A 19372-nucleotide genomic window follows, 5' to 3' on the forward strand; every position below is an offset into this window, starting at 1 on the left:
ATCAAGCGATAAATGGGACGTTTGACTATCTTTTTCCGTACAAAGCGTATTGTAAAGTAAAACCCTATGCATTACGTCACCTAACCCATAGGGTTACGGAGGCTAATACATAGGGTTTGTTGTCATAAAGCTATGCTTTGTTCGGCACGGCCTTTTTTATCTTATTCCCATTCGATTGTCGCATTGGGTTTCGGAGACATATCGTAGCAAACGCGGTTGACGTTTTTGACTTCCTTCAGGATACGGTCCGTAATCTTCATCAGGATAGGCCAATCGACAGGCTCGATAGTAGCCGTCATGGCATCTACCGTATTGACGGCACGGATGATGACAGGCCAGTCGAAAGAACGGGCATTGTCGCGCACGCCTACGGATTTGAAGTCGGGCACAACGGTGAAATATTGCCAAACCTTCTTGTCCAATCCGGCTTTCCGGAATTCTTCACGCAAGATGGCATCCGCTTCGCGAACCGCTTCCAACCGGTCGCGTGTGATAGCGCCTAAGCAACGCACTCCTAAGCCCGGGCCGGGGAACGGCTGGCGGAAGACCATTTCGTAAGGTAAACCCAATTCGAGGCCGCAAGCGCGAACTTCGTCCTTGAACAATTGGCGTAACGGTTCGACCAGTTCGAATTTCAAATCTTCGGGCAGACCGCCTACGTTATGGTGAGATTTTACCATCTTGGCTGTCTTTGTGCCGCTTTCCACGATATCGGGATAGATAGTACCTTGCGCCAAGAAGTCGATGCCGTCCAACTTGCGGGCCTCTTCTTCAAAGACACGGATGAACTCGCCACCGATGATCTTACGTTTTTCTTCCGGATCGGCGACACCTGCCAGTTTATCTAAGAAACGGTCGGTAACGTCTTTATAAATCAGGTTTGCGTTCAACTGGTTCTTGAAGACTTCAACGACATCTTCCGATTCGCCTTTACGCATCAGGCCGTGGTTGACGTGCACGCAAACCAGGTTGTCGCCGATGGCTTTCAGAAGCAATGCGGCAACGACCGAGCTATCGACCCCGCCGGAAAGCGCCAACAATACCTTGCGATCGCCTACCTGGCGTCTTACCAGTTCGATCTGGTCGTTGACGAAGTTCGTCATATTCCAGTTCGCTTCGGCTTTGCAAGTGTCGAACACGAATGACTTTACTGCATTTTTGATGGCTTCAACGTCGTTTGTGAACTCGTCTAATTTCACCTCGCAAAGAGCCTTGTCGTGGCCGGCGGCCATAACCGGGATTCCAACCGAATAGATTTCCGGGTTCACGTCGATGGCAACGCCGTCGATCACATTGTTAGGACCGCCGTTGATGATGATGCCTTTTACATTCGGAAGCGCTTTGAGTTCTTCAACCGTGATGTCGTGCGGATAGATTTCGCTATAGACACCCAATGCACGGATCGCCCTGGCCAGCACCGTGTTTTCGTGGCTACCCAGATCTAAAATAATGATCATATCCTGCTTCATTATATATCTCCTTTAAATTATATTAAGTTAGTCTTATGTTCCGTTCCTTTATGATTCTTATTCCCACTCGATCGTTGCAGGCGGTTTGGAGCTGATGTCGTAGACAACGCGGTTTACGCCTTTGACCTTGTTGATGATTTCGTTGGAAACTTTCGCCAGGAATTCGTAAGGGAGCTGTGCCCAATCGGCCGTCATGGCATCCGTCGAGGTTACGGCACGCAAGGCAACCGTGTTTTCGTAAGTACGTTCGTCACCCATGACACCTACGGATTGGATCGGGAGGAGGATCACTCCGGCTTGCCAGATTTTGTCATACAAGCCCCATTCGCGCATCAGCGACATATAGATATCGTCGGCATCTTGCAAGATCCGTACCTTCTCCGGTGTGATATCGCCCAAAATACGAATGCCTAAGCCGGGACCGGGGAACGGATGGCGTTTGATCAGGTGGGGTTGCATACCCAGTTCCATACCGACACGGCGTACCTCGTCTTTGAACAGGAGGCGCAACGGTTCGACCAGCTTCAGGTTCATTTTGGCAGGCAAGCCGCCTACATTATGATGGCTCTTGATAACGGTCCCGGTAATGGATAGCGATTCGATTACGTCCGGATAAATAGTGCCTTGGCCCAGCCATTTTATGTCTTTCAGCTTGTGGGCCTCTTCGTCGAACACATCGATAAACCCTTTGCCGATGATCTTACGTTTCTTTTCAGGTTCGCTGACACCTGCCAGTTCCTTATAGAATTTCTCTTTGGCGTCGACTCCGATTACGTTCAGTCCCAAGTGCTCGTAATCTTTCAACACGTTTTCGAATTCATTCTTACGGAGCAGGCCGTGATCGACGAAGATGCAAGTCAGGTTCTTGCCGATCGCCTTGTGTAGCAAGACGGCCGTGACCGAAGAGTCCACGCCGCCGGAAAGTGCCAGGATTACTTTGTCATCTCCCAACTGTTCTTTCAGTTCGGCAACGGTCGATTCGATAAAGGAGGCCGGAGTCCAGTCTTTGGCACATCCGCAGATATTCAGGAAGTTGTCTAATAATTTAGTACCATCGGTCGAATGGAACACTTCAGGATGGAATTGTACGCCCCAGGTCGGTTCGCCTTCCACGTGATAGGCGGCTGCTTTTACATCGTCCGTGCTGGCGATTACTTTGAAGTTCTCGGGGAGGACCGTGATGGTGTCTCCGTGAGACATCCAGATTTGTGAACCGACATTGATGCCTTTCAGCAATTCGTCTGTGCCCGCGACATACGAGAGGTTGGCACGTCCGTATTCGCGTGAGTTGGCCGGTTCGACATTTCCGCCGGATGTGTAGGCCAGGAATTGGGCTCCGTAACAGATTCCCAATACGGGATATTTACCGCGTATTTCACTCAAGTCGGCTTTGAACGCATTGGCGTCATATACGGAATAGGGACTTCCGGAAAGAATAACACCTTTTACGTCTGTAGCATCATGGGGGAATTTGTTGTAGGGGACAATCTCGCAATACATATTCAACTCACGGACTCTACGCCCGATTAATTGAGTTGTTTGCGAGCCGAAATCAAGAATAATAAGTTTCTCGTGCATGCAAATTATTATTTAATTGAGTGGCACAAAGGTAGGAATAATATTCGAAACTTGAACCATTTTTGAGGCATCAGGTTATAGTATTATTCAATCAGAGGTCACAAAAAATGAAACGGATTATCTTTTTATCAGCGTCATTGCTCTCATCTCCCTTTTTCCTACAGGCGGAAGACGGCTTGGCTAAGAAAATGCAAGCTTTGTCGTTGGAAGATTCGGAAATAAAGCGTGTCTTGTATTTCCTGGCGATTCTTCTGGTCCAGTCCGCCCTGATCGGTCTGACCTCGTTTGTGTACCGGAAGGCCAAGGAGAAGATTGCTTCCCTGAAAGAGACGCGGCTGAAGTCGATCTCCTTTCACGGCTACGATCTGCTGGATACCGACAAGCAGGTGAAGCTCTTGATTTTTCTGGCCAATATGATACGTTGGCTGTTGATCGTATTACAATTGTTATTTACGGTTCCGATCCTGTTCTCTATTTTCCCGGAAACAAAGAATTTCGCGTCCCGGCTCTTCTCTTATGTTTGGAAGCCGCTGGAATTCATCGGAAAAAGTATTGTCAATTATTTGCCCAATCTCTTTACCATCATCGTGATCGTGTTGGTGATCCGGTATGTCGTGCGTATCCTTAAATATATGACGGACCAGGTGTCTGAAGGGAAGCTGAAGATATCCGGTTTCTATCCCGACTGGGCGTCGCCAACCTACCATATCGTCCGTTTCCTGCTATACGCCTTTATGATCGCGATGATTTATCCCTATTTGCCGGGAGCCGATTCGGGGGTGTTCCAGGGAGTGTCGGTCTTTGTCGGCCTGATCGTTTCGTTGGGGTCGAGTACGGTGATCGGCAATATCATTGCCGGCTTTGTGATCACCTATATGCGCCCGTTCAAATTGGGAGACCGCATAAAGTTGAATGATACGGTCGGGAACGTGATAGAGAAAACAACGTTGGTCACCCGTATCCGTACGCCTAAGAACGAGCTGGTGACAATCCCTAACTCGTTTATCATGTCTTCCCATACCACCAATTATAGCGAGTCGGCGCGTGACTTGGGATTGATTATCCATGCAGAAGTGACGATCGGCTATGATACGCCCTGGCGGAAAGTCCACCAGTTGTTGACCGATGCGGCAAAAGCTACGCCGGGCGTGAGCAGCGAACCGGAACCCTTTGTCCTGGAAACTTCCCTGAGCGACTTTTATCCCGTTTACCAGATCAATGCTTATATCAAGGATGCCGATAAGCTCAACCAGTTGTATTCGGAACTTTTCCAGAATATCCAGGATCAATTTGCGGCTGCCGATGTCGAGATCTTATCTCCCCACTACACCGCTTTCCGTAACGGCAACGCTTCTACGGTCCCTAAAGAGGAGAAGCCGGTTGCCACGAAAGGATGATCTTCTTTTTTCTTAAAAAAAGTATAATAAACCGTCCGCCTTTTTTTAGCAACTTATTAAATACTACCTTTGCGTGTTCATTTTTAATCGTAACCGTATGGATGCTGAAAAGAAAGAGACAAAAGAAATAAATAAGATGTCATTGCTGATCATGGCAGTGGTTGTGTTATTGTTGATTATCGCCGGTGCTGCCTACTATATTTTCCATCAGAACCGGCAGATGGAAGACTTGGAACAGGCCTATGTCCTGGACAAGGAATCATTGGAAGATGAATTTAACGAATTGTCTCTCCAATATGAAGGATATAAATTTAATATAGGTAACGACTCGTTACTGAATCTATTGTCTACCGAGCAAGCCAAAGTACAACGCTTACAGGAAGAACTTCGTACCGTAAAGGCGACAAATACGAAAGAGATTGCCCGCCTGAAGAAGGAATTGCAGACATTGCGTAAGATCATGCGTAACTATGTAGTTCAGATCGACTCCCTGAACCGTGCCAACGAACAGTTGAAAGTGGAAAAGAACGAAGCGGTAAAGAAATACAAACAGGCTTCCTCCACCGCTACCACGCTTAAAAAGGAAAAAGAGAAACTGACGGAACGCGTCACCTTGGCAAGCCGGCTGGATGCGACGGGTATCAATGTGACTCCTGTCAATGGCCGCGGAAAGAAGGCGAAAGTGATCAAGAAGATGGAACAATTTGTCGTTGACTTCCGGATCGGCAAGAACATTACGGCCCCGGTCGGAGAGAAGACGATCTATGTGCGCATCATGAAGCCGGACGATGATATCCTGTTGAAGAGCCGTGCCGATGTCTTTACCTTCGAAGGCAAAGAAATCAATTACTCCATGAAGAAGATGGTCGAATATGACGGAGAGGAATTGCCAATTACGATGTACTGGAATATCGAAGAGTTCCTTTCTCCGGGCACCTACCGGGTCGATATATTTGCGGATGGCAATTTGATCGGCCGTAAAAGCTTCACACTCGAAAAATAGCGATGGAAACGGATGTCCATTTCGCGCGACTACTTGCCGACCTTCCGGATGCCCTCGCCCGCGATGAAGCTTTTCTCGGCGAACTGGAGAACCATGCGAAGGTGATCTCCGTGAAGAAAGGAGATTACCTGTTGCGTACGGGCGAGTTGTGCCAGGACGCCTATTTCATCAACAAAGGCCTTTTCATCAATCTGTATGTAAACGAGAACGGCAACGAATGTGTCACCGGCTTTGCGGCCGACAACATGTTTCCGTTCCTATCCGCCATCGGCTATTTCACCAAGCAGCCTTCCGAGTTCGAGATCAAGGCGCTTGAAGCCGGCGAGTTGCTTTGTTTCTCCCGCGACCATATCGAGAGCCTTTCGTTCCGTTACCCCTTGTTTGCTTCCTATTATCAGAATATCATGTTGATGATCATCTATAAATTGGATGTATTGTTGGCCGTCCGCCTCTCCTCCACGGCGGAAGAGTTCATCCAGTTTCTCTACACGAACTACGCCTGGATGATCAACCGGGTTCCCGATAAGTATATCGCCCATTATATGGGGATCAGCAATGCCTGGTACTGCAAGCTGAAGCGGAAAGTCCTTTCATTCACCTGAACCGATAGGCGGGGAAAAAAAGTTTCATAGGCATGGAACTATGTTTTCATAGGCATGGAACTATGTTTTCACCGGCGGGAAACTATATTTTCATCGGCGGGAAACAAAGGTTTCATCAGGAGGAAACGAATTATTGAATTAGTTCAATTTTATATTTAAAGCGAACCCGTACTTTTGCACCGTTAGAGAAGAATCCGAATAAAACAAGATAGAGATGAAAAGATTCGTCGTATTAGTCGCGTTACTGGTTTCGTCGGGCTATGCAAGTGCCGGGCGTACGTTGACATTGGAGGAATGCCGACAGATGGCTATCCGGAACAACAAAGAGCTGAAGATTTCGGGAGAAAAGATTAAAATGGCCGGTTATGAGAAAAACGCCGCTTTCACCAAATACTTTCCCGGGCTCTCGGCGACCGGTGCGTATATGTGGAACCAGAAAGATATCAACCTGTTGGATATGGGGGCACTCGGCTCTTCTATCGGAGGGGCTCTCGGACCGATCGCCCAATTGCCGGTGTTCGGGAAGTTGGCGGAAGGGGTGGACGACTTGCAACACCTCGACATCCAGAATATCTGGGTCGGAAGCGTTTCACTCGTGCAACCTGTGTTTATGGGGGGCAAGATTATCAATTACAACCAGATCGCCAAGTACGCCAAGCAATTGGCCGAGTCGATGAATGACCGGCAATTGCAGGATGTCATCTATAAAACCGATGAAACCTATTGGCAGGTGATTTCTTTAGTAAATAAAAAGAAGCTGGCCGACGCCTATGTCGATTTGCTCCGCAAGACCGATCACGACATGACGGCGATGATCGGCGAGGGAGTGGCGACCGAAGCCGACGGGCTCTCCGTTAAAGTCAAACTGAACGAAGCCGAGATGGCGCAGACGAAGGTCGATAACGGGCTGGCCCTTTCCCGTATGCTATTGGCACAGATATGCGGGTTGCCATTGGAAGAGCCGCTTGCTTTGGCCGATGAGGATATGGAAGATTTCCCGACGGAGCCCTCCGTTACGGCTGCCGATGTGAATGAGGCCTTCATGAACCGTAGCGAGTTGAGGAGCCTCGACTTGGCGACCAAGATTTATAAACGCAAGGAACGGATCGTCTTGGCGGATATGTTGCCGAATGTGGCATTTATGGCGAACTACTTGGTCACGAATCCTAATTCCATGAACGGCTTTAAGAACGAATTTGCCGGGATGTTCAATTTCGGGGTGATGGTGAAAGTGCCGCTTTCCGGCTGGTGGGAGGGAAGCTATAAACGCAATTCGGCCCGTGCCGAGACACGCATCAAATCGTTGGAGTGGCAGGATGCCCGCGAGAAGGTGGAATTGCAGGTCAACCAATCCGTCTACAAGGTCAATGAGGCGAACAAGAAGCTGGCCGCCTCCGCCCGCAATATGGAGAATGCGGAAGAGAACCTTCGCCATGCCAACCTCGGATTCGAGGAAGGCGTGATCCCGGCCCTAAACCTGATGCAGGCCCAGACAGCCTGGGTGTCGGCGCGTTCCAGCCTGATAGATGCGCAGATAGAGGTGAGGCTGACGGAGGTCTACTTGACAAAAGCGATGGGGAAATTAAAAATTGAGAATTAAAAATTAAAAAATAATACATACTCTTATGAACGAGGATAAGAAGTTTTCGATCAACAACATGCTGCTGGCATTTATTACATTCTTAGGTGTGGTCGGATTAGTCGCATTAACCGGTTTCTTTTTGCTGACACCGCCGGACGATATCATCATGGGACAGGCGGAAGCTACGCAAGTCCGGATTTCCGGTAAAGTGCCCGGACGGATCGAAGCCTATCGTTTCGGTGAAGGCGACAAGGTGAAGGCGGGTGACACGCTTGTCTTCCTGGATACGCCCGAAGTCCTTGCCAAGCTCCAGCAGGCGGAGGCCGTGCGCCGTGCCGCCGAAGCCCAGCAAGCAAAGGCTGTCAAGGGAGCCCGCGCTCAGGAGATCGCCGGCGCATACGAGATGTGGCAAAAGGCGAAGGCCGGATTGGATATTGCCCGTAAATCATATACGCGCGTGCAAAACTTGTTCGACAAAGGGGTCATGTCGGCCCAGAAACGTGATGAGGCGGAAGCCAATTACAAGGCGATGATCGCTACCGAGAAAGCCGCCAAGTCCCAGTATGACATGGCCGTGGACGGAGCCCGTGCGGAAGATAAGGCCGCCGCCTCCGCTCTTGTGCAACAGGCCGGGGGAGCGGTTGCCGAAGTGGAATCCTACCTGAAGGAAGCGGCTCTCGTCTCACCGATCGACGGCGAAGTGTCCGAACGTTTCCCGGAAGTGGGCGAACTGGTCGGTACGGGCGCACCGATCATGAATATCATTGACCTCAACGATATGTGGGTGACCTTCAGCATCCGCGAAGACCTTCTGAAAGACATTAAGGTCGGCTCCGAGATAGACGCTTTTATTCCGGCGTTGGACAACCGGCCGGTCAGGTTGAAAGTCTATTATATGAAGGATATGGGGACATACGCCGCTTGGAAAGCGACGAAAACGAACGGGCAGTTCGACTCCAAGACATTCGAGGTGCGTGCCCGGCCGGTGGAAAAAGTGGCTGACTTACGTCCTGGAATGTCGGTCATTAAGAAATTAAAAATTGAGAATTAAAGATTGAAAAATAAATCAATGAGTCAATTATCAATTGCCAATTGTCTATTGTCAATCGCAAAGCGTGAGGTATCCAGGATTAGCAAGAACCCGGTCTACTTCTTTTGCATGTTGGTGGCTCCGGCTATCTGTGTGGTCTTTTTCCTTTCGTTGATGCGGGAGGGCTTGCCGACCGATATGCCTGTTGCGGTTGTCGATCTGGACGGCTCTTCCAACTCTCGCAACTTGGTCCGCCAGTTGGATGCTTTCGAACAGACGAAGGTGGTGCTGACGACCGTCTCGTTCGAGGAAGCCCGCCGGGCGATGCAGGAAGGGAAAGTCTACGGCATTTTCTATATCCCGAAGGATTTCGGCGTGGATGCGACGGCAGGCCGGCAGCCTAAGTTGTCGTTCTATACGAACGGGACTTATCTTATTGCCGCATCCCTGCTCTTCCGGGATATGAAAACCATGTCGGTCTTGGCTGGTGCTTCGGTCGGTCTTCAAACGGGGTTGGCGCATGGCTATACCGAAGCCCAGACGCGCGCGCAACTCCAGCCGATCGTGATCGACACGCACGCGATCGGGAATCCGTGGCTTAACTATTCGGTCTATCTGAACAACACGCTTTTGCCTGGTGTCTTGCAATTGATGATTTTCCTGGTGACGGTGTTGAGCATCGGTTCCGAGATCAAATACTCGACGGCCCGCGAATGGTTGGAGATGGGAGGGAACTCGCTTACGGTGAGCCTCATAGGAAAGCTATTGCCTCATACGCTGGTTTTTACGATCGTGGCATTCTTGTATGCGGCGGCCTTGTACGGGTTCAATTCGTTTCCGTTGAATAGCGGCTGGCTACCGATGTTGTCGGCCTTGTTCTTGTTGGTGATCGCTTCACAGGCGGTCGGGATTTTCATGATCGGTGTGTTGCCGACTTTCCGCTTGGGACTGAGCTTCGCTTGCCTGTTCGGGATGATCGCCTTTTCCATCGTCGGGTTCTCTTTCCCGGTGTTGGGGATGGATCCTACGTTGCAGGCGCTCTCCGACCTGTTCCCGCTCCGGCACTATTTCCTGATCTATGTCGACCAGGCTTTGAACGGAAGGCCTTTCATCTATAGTTGGACCGAATATGCCTGGCTCACGGGCTTTCTCGTTTTGCCTTTCCTGATCGGAAGGAACCTGAAGAAGGCGTTGTTGTACTTTAAATATATTCCGTAAAACCGAAAAGCAATGAAAAGAGAACATCGTTTACGATATATGATCAAGGAAGGGATCCTGGATATCTTTTACATCTGGAAGGACGAGCTGAAAAACGTCTTCAAGGACGAAGGCGTGCTGATCTTCTTTTTCCTGGTGCCTTTTGCTTATCCGTTGCTCTATTCTTTTATTTATAATAACGAAGTGGTGCACGAGGCGAAGATGGTGGTCGTGGATCAGTCCGATACTTATCTGAGCCGCGAGTTTACTCGTCGTGTGAATGCTACGCCCGATGTCAAGGTGGTCGCCGTCCGGACGGATATGGAGGAGGCCCGGCGGATGCTGGACCGGAAGGAAGCCTATGGGATCCTCTATTTCCCGGCCGAGTTCAGCAAGGATTTGCATGCGGGGAGGCAGACGACCGTCCCTTTGTATTGTGATATGAGCAGCCTTTTGTTTTATAAGGCGTTCTTGTTGGCGGCAACGGAAGTGTCGTTCGATCTGGGGAAAGAAATACGGATGCATAACGCTCCGGGTGCGTCGGCGAAGCAGGAGGAGATAACGGTCGACCCGATCCCCTATGAGTCCGTGACCCTCTTCAATACGCAAAACGGCTTTGCCAGCTTCCTGGTTCCGGCCATCCTGATTTTGGTCATCCAACAAACGTTGGTTTTAGGGATCGGCATGTTGGGAGGGACGGCACGCGAGAAGAACCGTTCCCATGGCCTTGTCCCGGCAGACCGGCATTTTAACGGGACTTTGCGTATCGTGTTGGGCAAGTCTCTGACATATATCCTGATTTATGTGCCGGTCTGCATCTGGGTGTTGGCCGTCGTGCCGAAGCTCTTCTCCCTGCCTCAGGTGGGCGATCCGGTCACGATCTTGTTGTTCATCCTGCCATACCTGTTTGCCTCGATCTTCTTTGCCATGACGTTGTCCGGTTTCATGACGACCCGCGAGGCGCCCATGCTGGTGTTTGTCTTTACGTCCGTGATCCTGATCTTCATTTCCGGAGTTTCCTGGCCGAAAGAAGCGATCCCTCCTTTCTGGCAGGTCGTAGGGTATCTGTTCCCCTCGACGCCGGGCATCCAGGGATTCATCCGCATCAATACTTGCGGAGCGACATTGAACGAGGTATCGCATGAATATCATGTGTTATGGATTCAGGCGGGCGTCTATTTCCTACTGGCCTGCGTGATCTACCGTTTCCAAATAAGAAAAAATTCATGACTCCGTTTTGATGATTTTAACGTTATTATGTTAGAATCCACCGAATATAGTTTTACTTTTGTAGAAATTCTCAAAGCAAACTTAATTTTTTAGTACTATGCAGAACAGACGTGAGTTTTTAAAGCGGGCTTCGTTAATGCTCGCAGGGGGTATGGTGATGCCTCAGTTGTTATCTTCTTGTGCCGGTAAAGCGTCAGCTTCCGAGTCCTCCAAGTATATCGGGCTTCAGCTATATTCCTTAAGAGACCTTGTAAAAGAAGAAGGGATCCAGAAGGTGTTGGAAACGGCTTCCAAGATGGGCTATAAGAATCTTGAAACAGCCAGCTATGACAATGGCAAGATCTACGGTTTGGCTCCGGCCGAGTTCAAGAAGATGGTGAACGACCTGGGTATGAAATGCACGAGCGCCCACTTGGGTCAAGCATTCACGAAGGAAAAAGAAGCCGAAGTGATGAGTTGGTGGGATCAGGCTATCGATGCCCACAATGAATTAGGTGTCAAATACATGGTTCAACCGTGGATGCCGGTTACCGACCAGACGACTTTGGACGACTTGAAGATGTATTGCGACTATTTCAATACCGTCGGCTATAAGACGGCGGCTGCCAGCATCGCATTCGGTTATCATAATCATGCTTTTGAATTCCGCAAAATCGAGGACCAGTTGATCTACGACTTCTTGTTGGATAATGTAAGCCCGAACCATGTGTTCTTCGAAATGGACGTATATTGGGTACAGGAAGGCGGTGGTGATCCGGTTGCTTACCTGAAGAACCGTCCGAGCCAATTCAAGGCGGTCCATATCAAAGACGAAAAGGAAATCGGAGCCAGTGGCAAGATGGACTTCAAGCCAATCTTCGACCAGATGTATGCTAACAATATCAAAGACTGGTATGTCGAAGTCGAACAGTACACCCAGAACGATCCGGTTGCCAGCGTCCAGCAGAGCTATGATTTCCTGAACAAGGCGGATTATGTGAAGTAAGAAGTTCTTATAAGTTTTTTAGGGAGGTGTCACAACCTCCCTAAATTTATTAAGAGTTCTTGATCGCATTTATAAGATTATCCCAATCCTCCGCTAAAGCCGTCATGCTCGGATAAAGCAGGTCGGCACCGGCGTCGAGCAAAACCCGGTTATCCAATGGTCCGGTATTGACCGCTATCGTGAAAATCCCGGCTGCTACTCCTGCCTGTACGCCCATCGGGGCGTTCTCTATGACGAAGGCTTCATGGGCTTTGACGCCCGCTTTTTCCAATCCCATCAGATAGGGTTCGGGATGGGGTTTACCAAACTTCACGTCGAAGGCCGTCACCATCTTTTCCCGTTTGAAATAGCCAGGGTAGGTATGTTCCAGCTTGTCCAGCAGGCTGTGTTGTCCGCTCCCGGTTACGACAAGTGTTTGCAAGCCGGAGGCTCTTGCCGCTTTCAATACCTCGGCTGCTCCTTGCATCTCTTTTCCGTCGTTATATTGATTGAACAAGACCGCTTTTTCTTCGTAGATGGACTTCTTTTCATCTTCGGTCGCATCCCGCCCGAAAGTCTTTTGGTACAACTCGTTGATCGTGCTTTCACCCGTCCGGCCTTCATACAGGTAGAATAGTTCCGGAGTGGAGATCAACTGATGGTGTGTGGCCGTTTCGTACCAGGCCCGGGCGTGGAAACGCATGGAATCATATAGGACGCCATCCATATCGAAAAGTACGGCCTTGGGAAAAAGGAAAGTTTGTTGCTGCTTTTGCAGATATCGGGTGATTGCTTCTTGGATCATTTCTTTTTTACGCTTACTAATAGATAGTTTTCAGGCACGATTCTTTTGAAAGGACCGTGCCTGAAAAAATTATTTTATGTTGTGTGATTGCTGATTACAACCGTGCGCGGATCGCTTCGCTTTCCTTTTCGTAACCCGGTTTGTTCAGCAGGGCGAACATGTTCTTTTTATAGGCTTCTACACCCGGCTGGTCGAACGGGTTTACACCTAACATGTAACCGCTGATACCGCAGGCTCTTTCGAAGAAGTAGAACAACTGGCCGATGTAGTAAGGGCTTACTTCCGGCATGGTGATTTTCAGATTGGGGACGCCACCGTCTACGTGGGCCAACTGAGTACCCAGTTCTGCCATCTTGTTCACTTCGTCCACACGTTTGCCTGCGAGGAAGTTCAGACCGTCCAAGTTCGCCTCGTCCGTCGGGACAAGCATCTTGTGAGTCGGTTCTTCAACAGAAATGACGGTTTCGAATATCGTACGTTCTCCATCCTGGATCCACTGGCCCATAGAGTGCAGGTCGGTTGTCAGGTCGACGGAAGCCGGGAAAATGCCCTTACCGTCCTTGCCTTCGCTTTCACCGTACAGTTGTTTCCACCATTCAGCGATGTAGTGGAGTTTCGGGTGGAAGTTAGCGAGGATTTCGACCTTCTTGCCGCTCTTATATAATTCGTTGCGTGTAGCGGCATAGATTTCTGCCATGTTTTCGGCAAAAGGAACGCTTACGTCTGTTGCTTTTTCCATCGAAACGGCTCCAGCAACCAGATCGCGGATGCTGATACCGGCAACGGCGATAGGCAACAAACCGACCGGAGTCAGTACGGAGAACCGACCGCCGACGTTGTCGGGGATAATGAATGTCTTGTAGCCTTCCTGGTCAGCCAGTGTGCGCAGGGCGCCTCTTTTGGCATCCGTGATGGCGACGATGCGGTGTTTGGCTTCTTCTTTGCCGACGGCGTCTTCCAATTGCTTTTTCAGCATGCGGAAAGCCAGAGCCGGTTCGGTAGTCGTACCGGATTTGGATATATTGATCAGACCGAACTGTTTGCCTTTCAGGATTTCGCAAAGTTCATACAGGTAATCTTCACCGATATTGTGTCCGGCATATACCAGAACCGGGTTCTTACGGTCCGTATGTAACCAGTCGAAGCTGTTGTTCAAGGCTTCTACCACTGCTTTTGTTCCCAGATAGCTACCGCCGATACCGATGGCGACAACCACTTCACATTTGGAACGAAGTACGTTTGCCGTATTTTCGATGTCTGTCAATTCGGCATCTGTAATAGAAGAGGGGAGGTGCAACCAACCTAAAAAGTCGTTACCTGCTCCATTTCCATTTTGTAAAGTGGCATTACATTCGTTAGCCTTTGAAGCCTGAGCGTACACTTGTTCTTTCGTTACGGTACCCAGTGCTTTGTCAATGTTAAGACTGATGTTCTTCATATTTACATTATTATTTAAATGTTTCAGTCAACTGCCGTATCGCGGTAGTCGGCGATTTCTTTTCGTATAGAATACTATATAAAGTATCCAGGATCGGCATGTTTACTTTATATTTTTCGTTTATCTCACGGATACACTTTGTCCCGTAATATCCCTCGGCAATCATTTCCATTTCAAGCTGGGCTATTTTGACGGAATAACCTTTCCCGATCATGGTTCCGAACGTACGGTTACGGCTGAAGCGGGAATAGGCGGTTACCAGGAGGTCTCCGAGATAAACCGAATCTGTCACGTCCCGTTCCAATCCGTGTACGGCGTCGAGGAAGTTACGCATCTCTTCGATGGCGTTACAGATGAAAACAGCTAAAAAGTTGTCTCCGTATTTCATACCGTGGCAAATACCTGCGACGATGGCATATACGTTTTTCAATACGGAAGCATATTCAATACCTGTAACATCCTTGCAACAGGAGTTGTTCAGATACTGGTTCTTGAATACGGAAGAGAAGGCTCTTGCGTTCTCGATGTTCGGACAGGCCAATGTGATGTAGGACAACCGTTCGAGCGCGATCTCTTCGGCATGGCACGGGCCACCGATAACGGCGATATTGTCGATCGGGACATTGTAGTATTCGGCAAAGTAGTCGGCTACGAGCATGTTCTCGTCCGGCACGATCCCCTTGATGGCCGAAATGATGAATTTGTCTTGCATGGAGGTCGTCACCTTCATTAAATGCTGCTTTAGGAAAGGAGACGGGGTGGCGAAAATCAAGGTGTCGGAATCGTTGATTACTTCGTTGATATCCGTGTAGAATTTGATTTTGTCAGTATCGAATTTGACGGCGGACAGGTAGCTGGGGTTATGTCCCAACGACAAAAACTCTTCCACTTGGTCGGGCCGACGCATATACCAGTTAATACTATCTTGTGTAGAAAGTACAATCTTGGCCAAGGCGGTAGCCCAGCTACCACCTCCCATTATTGCAATTTTTCCGGGCAATTTCATAGTATTATTCTATTTATTTGGTTGCGTTGGCAATCCATGCCTCCACTTCTTCGGCAGAGGGGTTTTGCAATTCCAGTTTGTATTTCTTATTCATTTCGCATAGCTCCTGTCTCAACTTGTTGGGATTGACATCGGCCAGCGTGTCGATTGTAATATATCCGGCTTTTTGCAAAGCGGGAACCCATGCTTCATCGATGCCCAATGCCGCGTATTTATCAGCCCCATCTTTCTTAACGGTCTTTTCCGGGCGCATCTGCGGGAAGAGCAACACTTCCTGGATGGTCGTCTGACCTGTCATCAACATCACCAGGCGGTCGATGCCGATACCGATACCGGACGTCGGAGGCATACCGAATTGCAAGGCGCGTAAGAAGTCTTGGTCGATGAACATCGCTTCGTCGTCCCCCTTTTCGCTCAGGCGCAATTGCTCTTTGAAGCGTTCTTCCTGGTCGATCGGATCGTTTAGCTCGCTATAGGCATTTGCCAATTCTTTTCCGTTGACCATCAGTTCGAAACGTTCTGTCAATCCCGGTTTGCTTCGGTGCATCTTGGTCAGCGGGCTCATCTCGACCGGATAGTCGATGATGAAAGTCGGCTGGATAAACGTGCCTTCGCAAAATTCGCCGAAGATTTCGTCGATCAGTTTGCCTTTGCCCATTGTCTCGTCGATTTCGAGGTTCAATTCCTTGCAAATCGCGCGTATCTCGTCTTCGCTTTTGCCGTTCAGGTCGTAACCGGTCTTTTCCTTGATGGCATCCAGGATCGGCAGACGGCGGTAAGGGGCTTTGAAGTTGATGGTTTTGCCTTCGACTACGCTTTCGCTCGTGCCGTTGACCGCGATGCAGATACGCTCCAACAATTGCTCGGTGAAGCTCATCATCCAGTTGTAGTCCTTATATTGGACGTAAAGCTCCATGCAGGTGAATTCCGGATTGTGCGTACGGTCCATGCCTTCGTTGCGGAAGTTCTTGCCGATTTCGTAAACACCTTCGAAACCTCCGACGATCAATCGTTTCAGATAGAGCTCGGTTGCGATGCGCAGATAGAGGCCGATATCGAGTGAGTTATGGTGCGTGATGAACGGACGTGCGCTTGCCCCTCCGGGAATGGATTGCAGGATCGGAGTTTCTACTTCCGTATATCCGGCTTCGTCCAAAGCGGCACGCATGGTTTTGATGACCGCCGCACGCTTCATGAAAATATCTTTTACTCCGTCATTGACCACCAGGTCGACATAGCGTTGGCGGTAACGCAATTCCGGGTCGTTGAATCCATCGTATGCCACACCGTCTTTGTATTTGACAACCGGTAGCGGCTTGAGTGATTTGGATAATACCGTTATTTCTTGTGCATGGACGGAAATTTCACCCATTTGCGTACGGAATACGAAACCTTTGATTCCGACAAAGTCGCCGATATCCAGCAATTTCTTGAAAACGATGTTATACAGATCTTTGTTTTCTTCCGGGCAAATATCATCACGAGAGATGTAAACCTGTATTCTTCCTTCCGAATCCTGCAATTCCATGAAGGAGGCCTTTCCCATGATACGGCGGCTCATGATACGGCCGGCAATACTTACGGGACGAGGCTCTGCATCGTCTTTAAAATTCTCTTTTATCTCTTTGGAAAATGCGTTCGTTACATACTCAGCTGCGGGATAAGGCTCTATCCCCATCTGGCGCAACTGCTCCATGCTGTTACGTCTTATGATTTCCTGTTCACTCAGTTCTAATAGATTCATTACGCTATTATTTTGTATAATACGGCGCAAAAGTACAAAACTTTTCTTACTTATTGCCTAAAAACGTATGTGACTTTACGCTTTATGTTCTTAAAGGGTATTGTTTTGTAATGGGAAAGGCAGGTTACGTATGGCTTCGGGCAGGAAGAAACGGACATCTTTTCCGGCCTCGAATGCTTCGCGTATAAAGGTTGAGGATATTTCGATCAAAGGGGCGTCTGCCATTTTTATATGGGGATATTGAGGAGGGATTTCAACATCAAACCCTTTGCGCGGATAAATGAAGATCGGGTATTTGGAAATGATGGCTTCGTACTCTACCCACCGGGTGATATATTTCCAGTTATCCGCCCCCATGATGAAGTAAAATTCACGGTCCGGATAGCGTTCTTCCAATGCCCGGAGCGTGTTGATGGTATAGGTCGGTTGAGGCAGGGAAAACTCAAAATCGCTGGCATGGAATTTGGGATAGCCGGCAATGGATTTCTTCACCAGCTCATAGCGGAGCCGGTCATCCATGAGTGCCTCCTTTTCTTTTAGCGGATTGTGGGGGGTGATCAGGAACCATAATTCATCCAGCTCCGTGAATTCACACAGCCAGTTGGCTAATGCCAGGTGGCCGATGTGAACCGGGTTGAAGGAACCGGAATAGATGCCGGTTTTCCGTTTTCCTTCCGTCTGCCGTGTTAGTTTCGTTTCCACTTGATGATGTTGAAGACTTGTGCGCCAAATACCAACCCCGTACCGATTGCGATAATGTATTCTTTATTATACAGACCGACGACGCAGGTGGCAAGAGCGGCGATTGCTATTATAATGAACGTGCATAACCACTTTTTGGATAATCTCTTGTTATTCATGATTTTTCAAGAAACTCTTTTATCACATTTAAGGCTTCTTCTTGTGCTGCTTCCAACTTGTCGTTTACTACGATTACATCAAACTTGCCGGCAAAACCCAATTCGAACTCAGCTTTTGCTATGCGGCTTTCGATTACTTCCGGGGCATCTGTTCCGCGTCCTTCCAGACGTTCGCGCAGGTCTTCGATAGAGGGAGGTTGGATAAAGACCGACAGGGCACGGTCGCCATAAAACTTTTTGATGTTGCAACCGCCAACGACATCGACATCGAATATCACGTTATCGCCGTTATTCAGCCTTCTTTCTACTTCGCTTTTCAGCGTGCCGTAATATTTGTCGGTATATACTTCTTCGTATTCTAAAAAATCACCTGCTGCTATACGGGTACGGAATTCATCCGGCGTAAGGAAATAATATTCCACACCGTTTTTTTCCGTCCCGCGCGGGGCCCGGCTGGTTGCCGAGATAGAGAAATGCAGGTTCAGGTTCTGCTTCAGCAGGAAATTGATGATAGTGGATTTGCCCGAACCTGACGGTGCGGAGAATATGATCAGTTTGCCAGCCATAGATCTGTCTTATAATACGTTTAATACTTGTTCCTTGATCTGTTCCAGTTCGTCTTTCATCTGCACGACGATCTTTTGCATTTCGGCATGGTTGCTTTTCGAGCCGAGCGTGTTGATCTCACGTCCCATTTCCTGGGCGATGAAACCGAGCTTTTTGCCTTGTCCGTGTCCGCTTTCCATCGTGCTGATGAAATATTTCAGATGATTGTCCAAGCGGTTCTTTTCTTCGTTCACGTCCAGCTTTTCGATGTAATAGATCATTTCCTGCTCGAAACGGTTCTTGTCGTAATCCTGTCCGGCAATCTTTTCGAGGTTGTCCATGATACGGGTTTTGATCTTTTCGATCCGTTCCTTCTCGTATAGTTCGACTTCCGAAAGCAGGCGGGCTATATTGTCGATTTTCTGTTCGAATAGCTTTTGCAACATCGCTCCTTCCTGAATACGGAAATCGCAGAGGTGCTTGATGGCCTCTTTGATCGCTTTCTCAACCACGTCCCATTCTTCTTCGTTTACTTCCTGGGCTTCTGTCTTGATCACGTCCGGCATGCGGAGCAATGTCTGAAACCAGTCGGAGGGGACCGATATATTCAGTTTGTCGGCGATATCTTTGATCTGGGTATAGTAATTTTCCACCGCAGCCTGGTTGATCTGTGTAGGCATGTCTTTGCCAATATACTCGATGAATATATTAAATTCGACTTTTCCACGTTCAAGCGACTGGAGTAACAAACTTCGTATTTGCATTTCTTTTTCTTTGTAGATGGAAGGAATGCGGGTAGACAAATCCAGTTGCTTGCTGTTCAGAGCCTTTATTTCTACGGTTACTTTTTTAGAAGGGAGTTCGGATGTAACCTTACCGAATCCTGTCATTGATTGTATCATTGTTCTAAAAATTAGATTG

General features: G+C 48.8%; 17 protein-coding genes and 1 pseudogene. 8 read left to right on the plus strand and 10 right to left on the minus strand.

Features of this window, described 5'->3' with window-relative positions:
• Positions 1 to 161 precede the first annotated feature (161 nt).
• Together guaA (ACW6QF_RS07740) and guaA (ACW6QF_RS07745) are read right to left on the minus strand one after the other, a co-directional pair.
• Positions 162 to 1469 carry a glutamine-hydrolyzing GMP synthase gene (guaA, locus tag ACW6QF_RS07740; RefSeq protein ID WP_298554924.1) on the minus strand — a complete coding sequence of 436 codons (1308 nt, stop codon included), beginning with the start codon at positions 1467 to 1469 and terminating at the stop codon, positions 162 to 164.
• Positions 1470 to 1526: 57 nt separating this feature from the next.
• On the minus strand, positions 1527 to 3047 hold the full coding sequence (gene guaA / locus ACW6QF_RS07745) for a glutamine-hydrolyzing GMP synthase (RefSeq protein ID WP_456087380.1): 1521 nt from the start codon (positions 3045 to 3047) through the stop codon (positions 1527 to 1529).
• A 221-nt stretch (positions 3048 to 3268) separates the two neighbouring features.
• Between guaA (ACW6QF_RS07745) and ACW6QF_RS07750 the strand changes: the two are divergent.
• The 8 genes and pseudogenes from ACW6QF_RS07750 to ACW6QF_RS07785 all read left to right on the plus strand — a co-directional run.
• Positions 3269 to 4444: pseudogene (locus tag ACW6QF_RS07750) on the plus strand (mechanosensitive ion channel family protein); the annotation flags it as partial.
• Between the two features lie 97 nt (positions 4445 to 4541).
• The gene (locus tag ACW6QF_RS07755) at positions 4542 to 5447 is read left to right on the plus strand and encodes a hypothetical protein (protein ID WP_298554930.1); all 906 of its coding nucleotides are present in this window, start codon (positions 4542 to 4544) and stop codon (positions 5445 to 5447) included.
• Between the two features lie 2 nt (positions 5448 to 5449).
• Positions 5450 to 6049, plus strand: a complete 600-nt coding sequence (locus ACW6QF_RS07760) for a Crp/Fnr family transcriptional regulator (protein WP_298554933.1) — start codon at positions 5450 to 5452, stop codon at positions 6047 to 6049.
• Between the two features lie 214 nt (positions 6050 to 6263).
• Positions 6264 to 7649, plus strand: coding sequence for a TolC family protein (locus tag ACW6QF_RS07765; protein WP_456087381.1), 1386 nt, complete (start codon positions 6264 to 6266; stop codon positions 7647 to 7649).
• A 25-nt stretch (positions 7650 to 7674) separates the two neighbouring features.
• Positions 7675 to 8682 (plus strand): HlyD family secretion protein, encoded by a 1008-nt coding sequence (locus ACW6QF_RS07770; RefSeq protein WP_298554939.1) that lies wholly within the window; start codon positions 7675 to 7677, stop codon positions 8680 to 8682.
• A gap of 18 nt (positions 8683 to 8700) precedes the next feature.
• Positions 8701 to 9879, plus strand: coding sequence for an ABC transporter permease (locus ACW6QF_RS07775; RefSeq protein ID WP_456087382.1), 1179 nt, complete (start codon positions 8701 to 8703; stop codon positions 9877 to 9879).
• Positions 9880 to 9891: 12 nt separating this feature from the next.
• Complete coding sequence (locus ACW6QF_RS07780; protein ID WP_456087383.1) at positions 9892 to 11088, plus strand: ABC transporter permease; 1197 nt, start codon at positions 9892 to 9894, stop codon at positions 11086 to 11088.
• Positions 11089 to 11185: 97 nt separating this feature from the next.
• Positions 11186 to 12073, plus strand: a complete 888-nt coding sequence (locus tag ACW6QF_RS07785; protein ID WP_298554948.1) for a sugar phosphate isomerase/epimerase family protein — start codon at positions 11186 to 11188, stop codon at positions 12071 to 12073.
• Between the two features lie 49 nt (positions 12074 to 12122).
• On the opposite strand, the gene ACW6QF_RS07790 is transcribed toward ACW6QF_RS07785, so the two are convergent.
• From ACW6QF_RS07790 to ACW6QF_RS07825, 8 genes are all read right to left on the minus strand, one after another.
• Positions 12123 to 12857 carry an HAD family hydrolase gene (locus ACW6QF_RS07790; protein ID WP_456087384.1) on the minus strand — a complete coding sequence of 245 codons (735 nt, stop codon included), beginning with the start codon at positions 12855 to 12857 and terminating at the stop codon, positions 12123 to 12125.
• 94 nt (positions 12858 to 12951) lie between these two features.
• Positions 12952 to 14295 carry a glucose-6-phosphate isomerase gene (locus ACW6QF_RS07795; protein WP_298554954.1) on the minus strand — a complete coding sequence of 448 codons (1344 nt, stop codon included), beginning with the start codon at positions 14293 to 14295 and terminating at the stop codon, positions 12952 to 12954.
• 10 nt (positions 14296 to 14305) lie between these two features.
• Positions 14306 to 15301, minus strand: a complete 996-nt coding sequence (locus ACW6QF_RS07800) for an NAD(P)H-dependent glycerol-3-phosphate dehydrogenase (protein ID WP_456087385.1) — start codon at positions 15299 to 15301, stop codon at positions 14306 to 14308.
• Positions 15302 to 15314: 13 nt separating this feature from the next.
• Positions 15315 to 17045, minus strand: coding sequence for a lysine--tRNA ligase (gene lysS, locus ACW6QF_RS07805; protein ID WP_456087386.1), 1731 nt, complete (start codon positions 17043 to 17045; stop codon positions 15315 to 15317).
• Positions 17046 to 17135: 90 nt separating this feature from the next.
• Positions 17136 to 17747, minus strand: coding sequence for a nicotinate (nicotinamide) nucleotide adenylyltransferase (nadD, locus tag ACW6QF_RS07810; RefSeq protein WP_456087387.1), 612 nt, complete (start codon positions 17745 to 17747; stop codon positions 17136 to 17138).
• On the minus strand, positions 17732 to 17905 hold the full coding sequence (locus ACW6QF_RS07815; RefSeq protein WP_298554967.1) for a hypothetical protein: 174 nt from the start codon (positions 17903 to 17905) through the stop codon (positions 17732 to 17734). The genes nadD and ACW6QF_RS07815 overlap by 16 nt, the downstream gene beginning before the upstream one ends.
• Positions 17902 to 18471: a guanylate kinase gene (gene gmk / locus ACW6QF_RS07820; protein ID WP_456087388.1), complete on the minus strand. Its 570-nt coding sequence runs from the start codon at positions 18469 to 18471 to the stop codon at positions 17902 to 17904. The genes ACW6QF_RS07815 and gmk overlap by 4 nt, the downstream gene beginning before the upstream one ends.
• Positions 18472 to 18480: 9 nt before the next feature.
• A complete protein-coding gene (locus tag ACW6QF_RS07825) occupies positions 18481 to 19353 on the minus strand; it encodes a YicC/YloC family endoribonuclease (RefSeq protein ID WP_298554973.1) in 873 nt (290 codons plus the stop codon).
• Between the last annotated feature and the right edge of the window lie 19 nt (positions 19354 to 19372).

Source organism: Parabacteroides sp. (assembly GCF_977054455.1).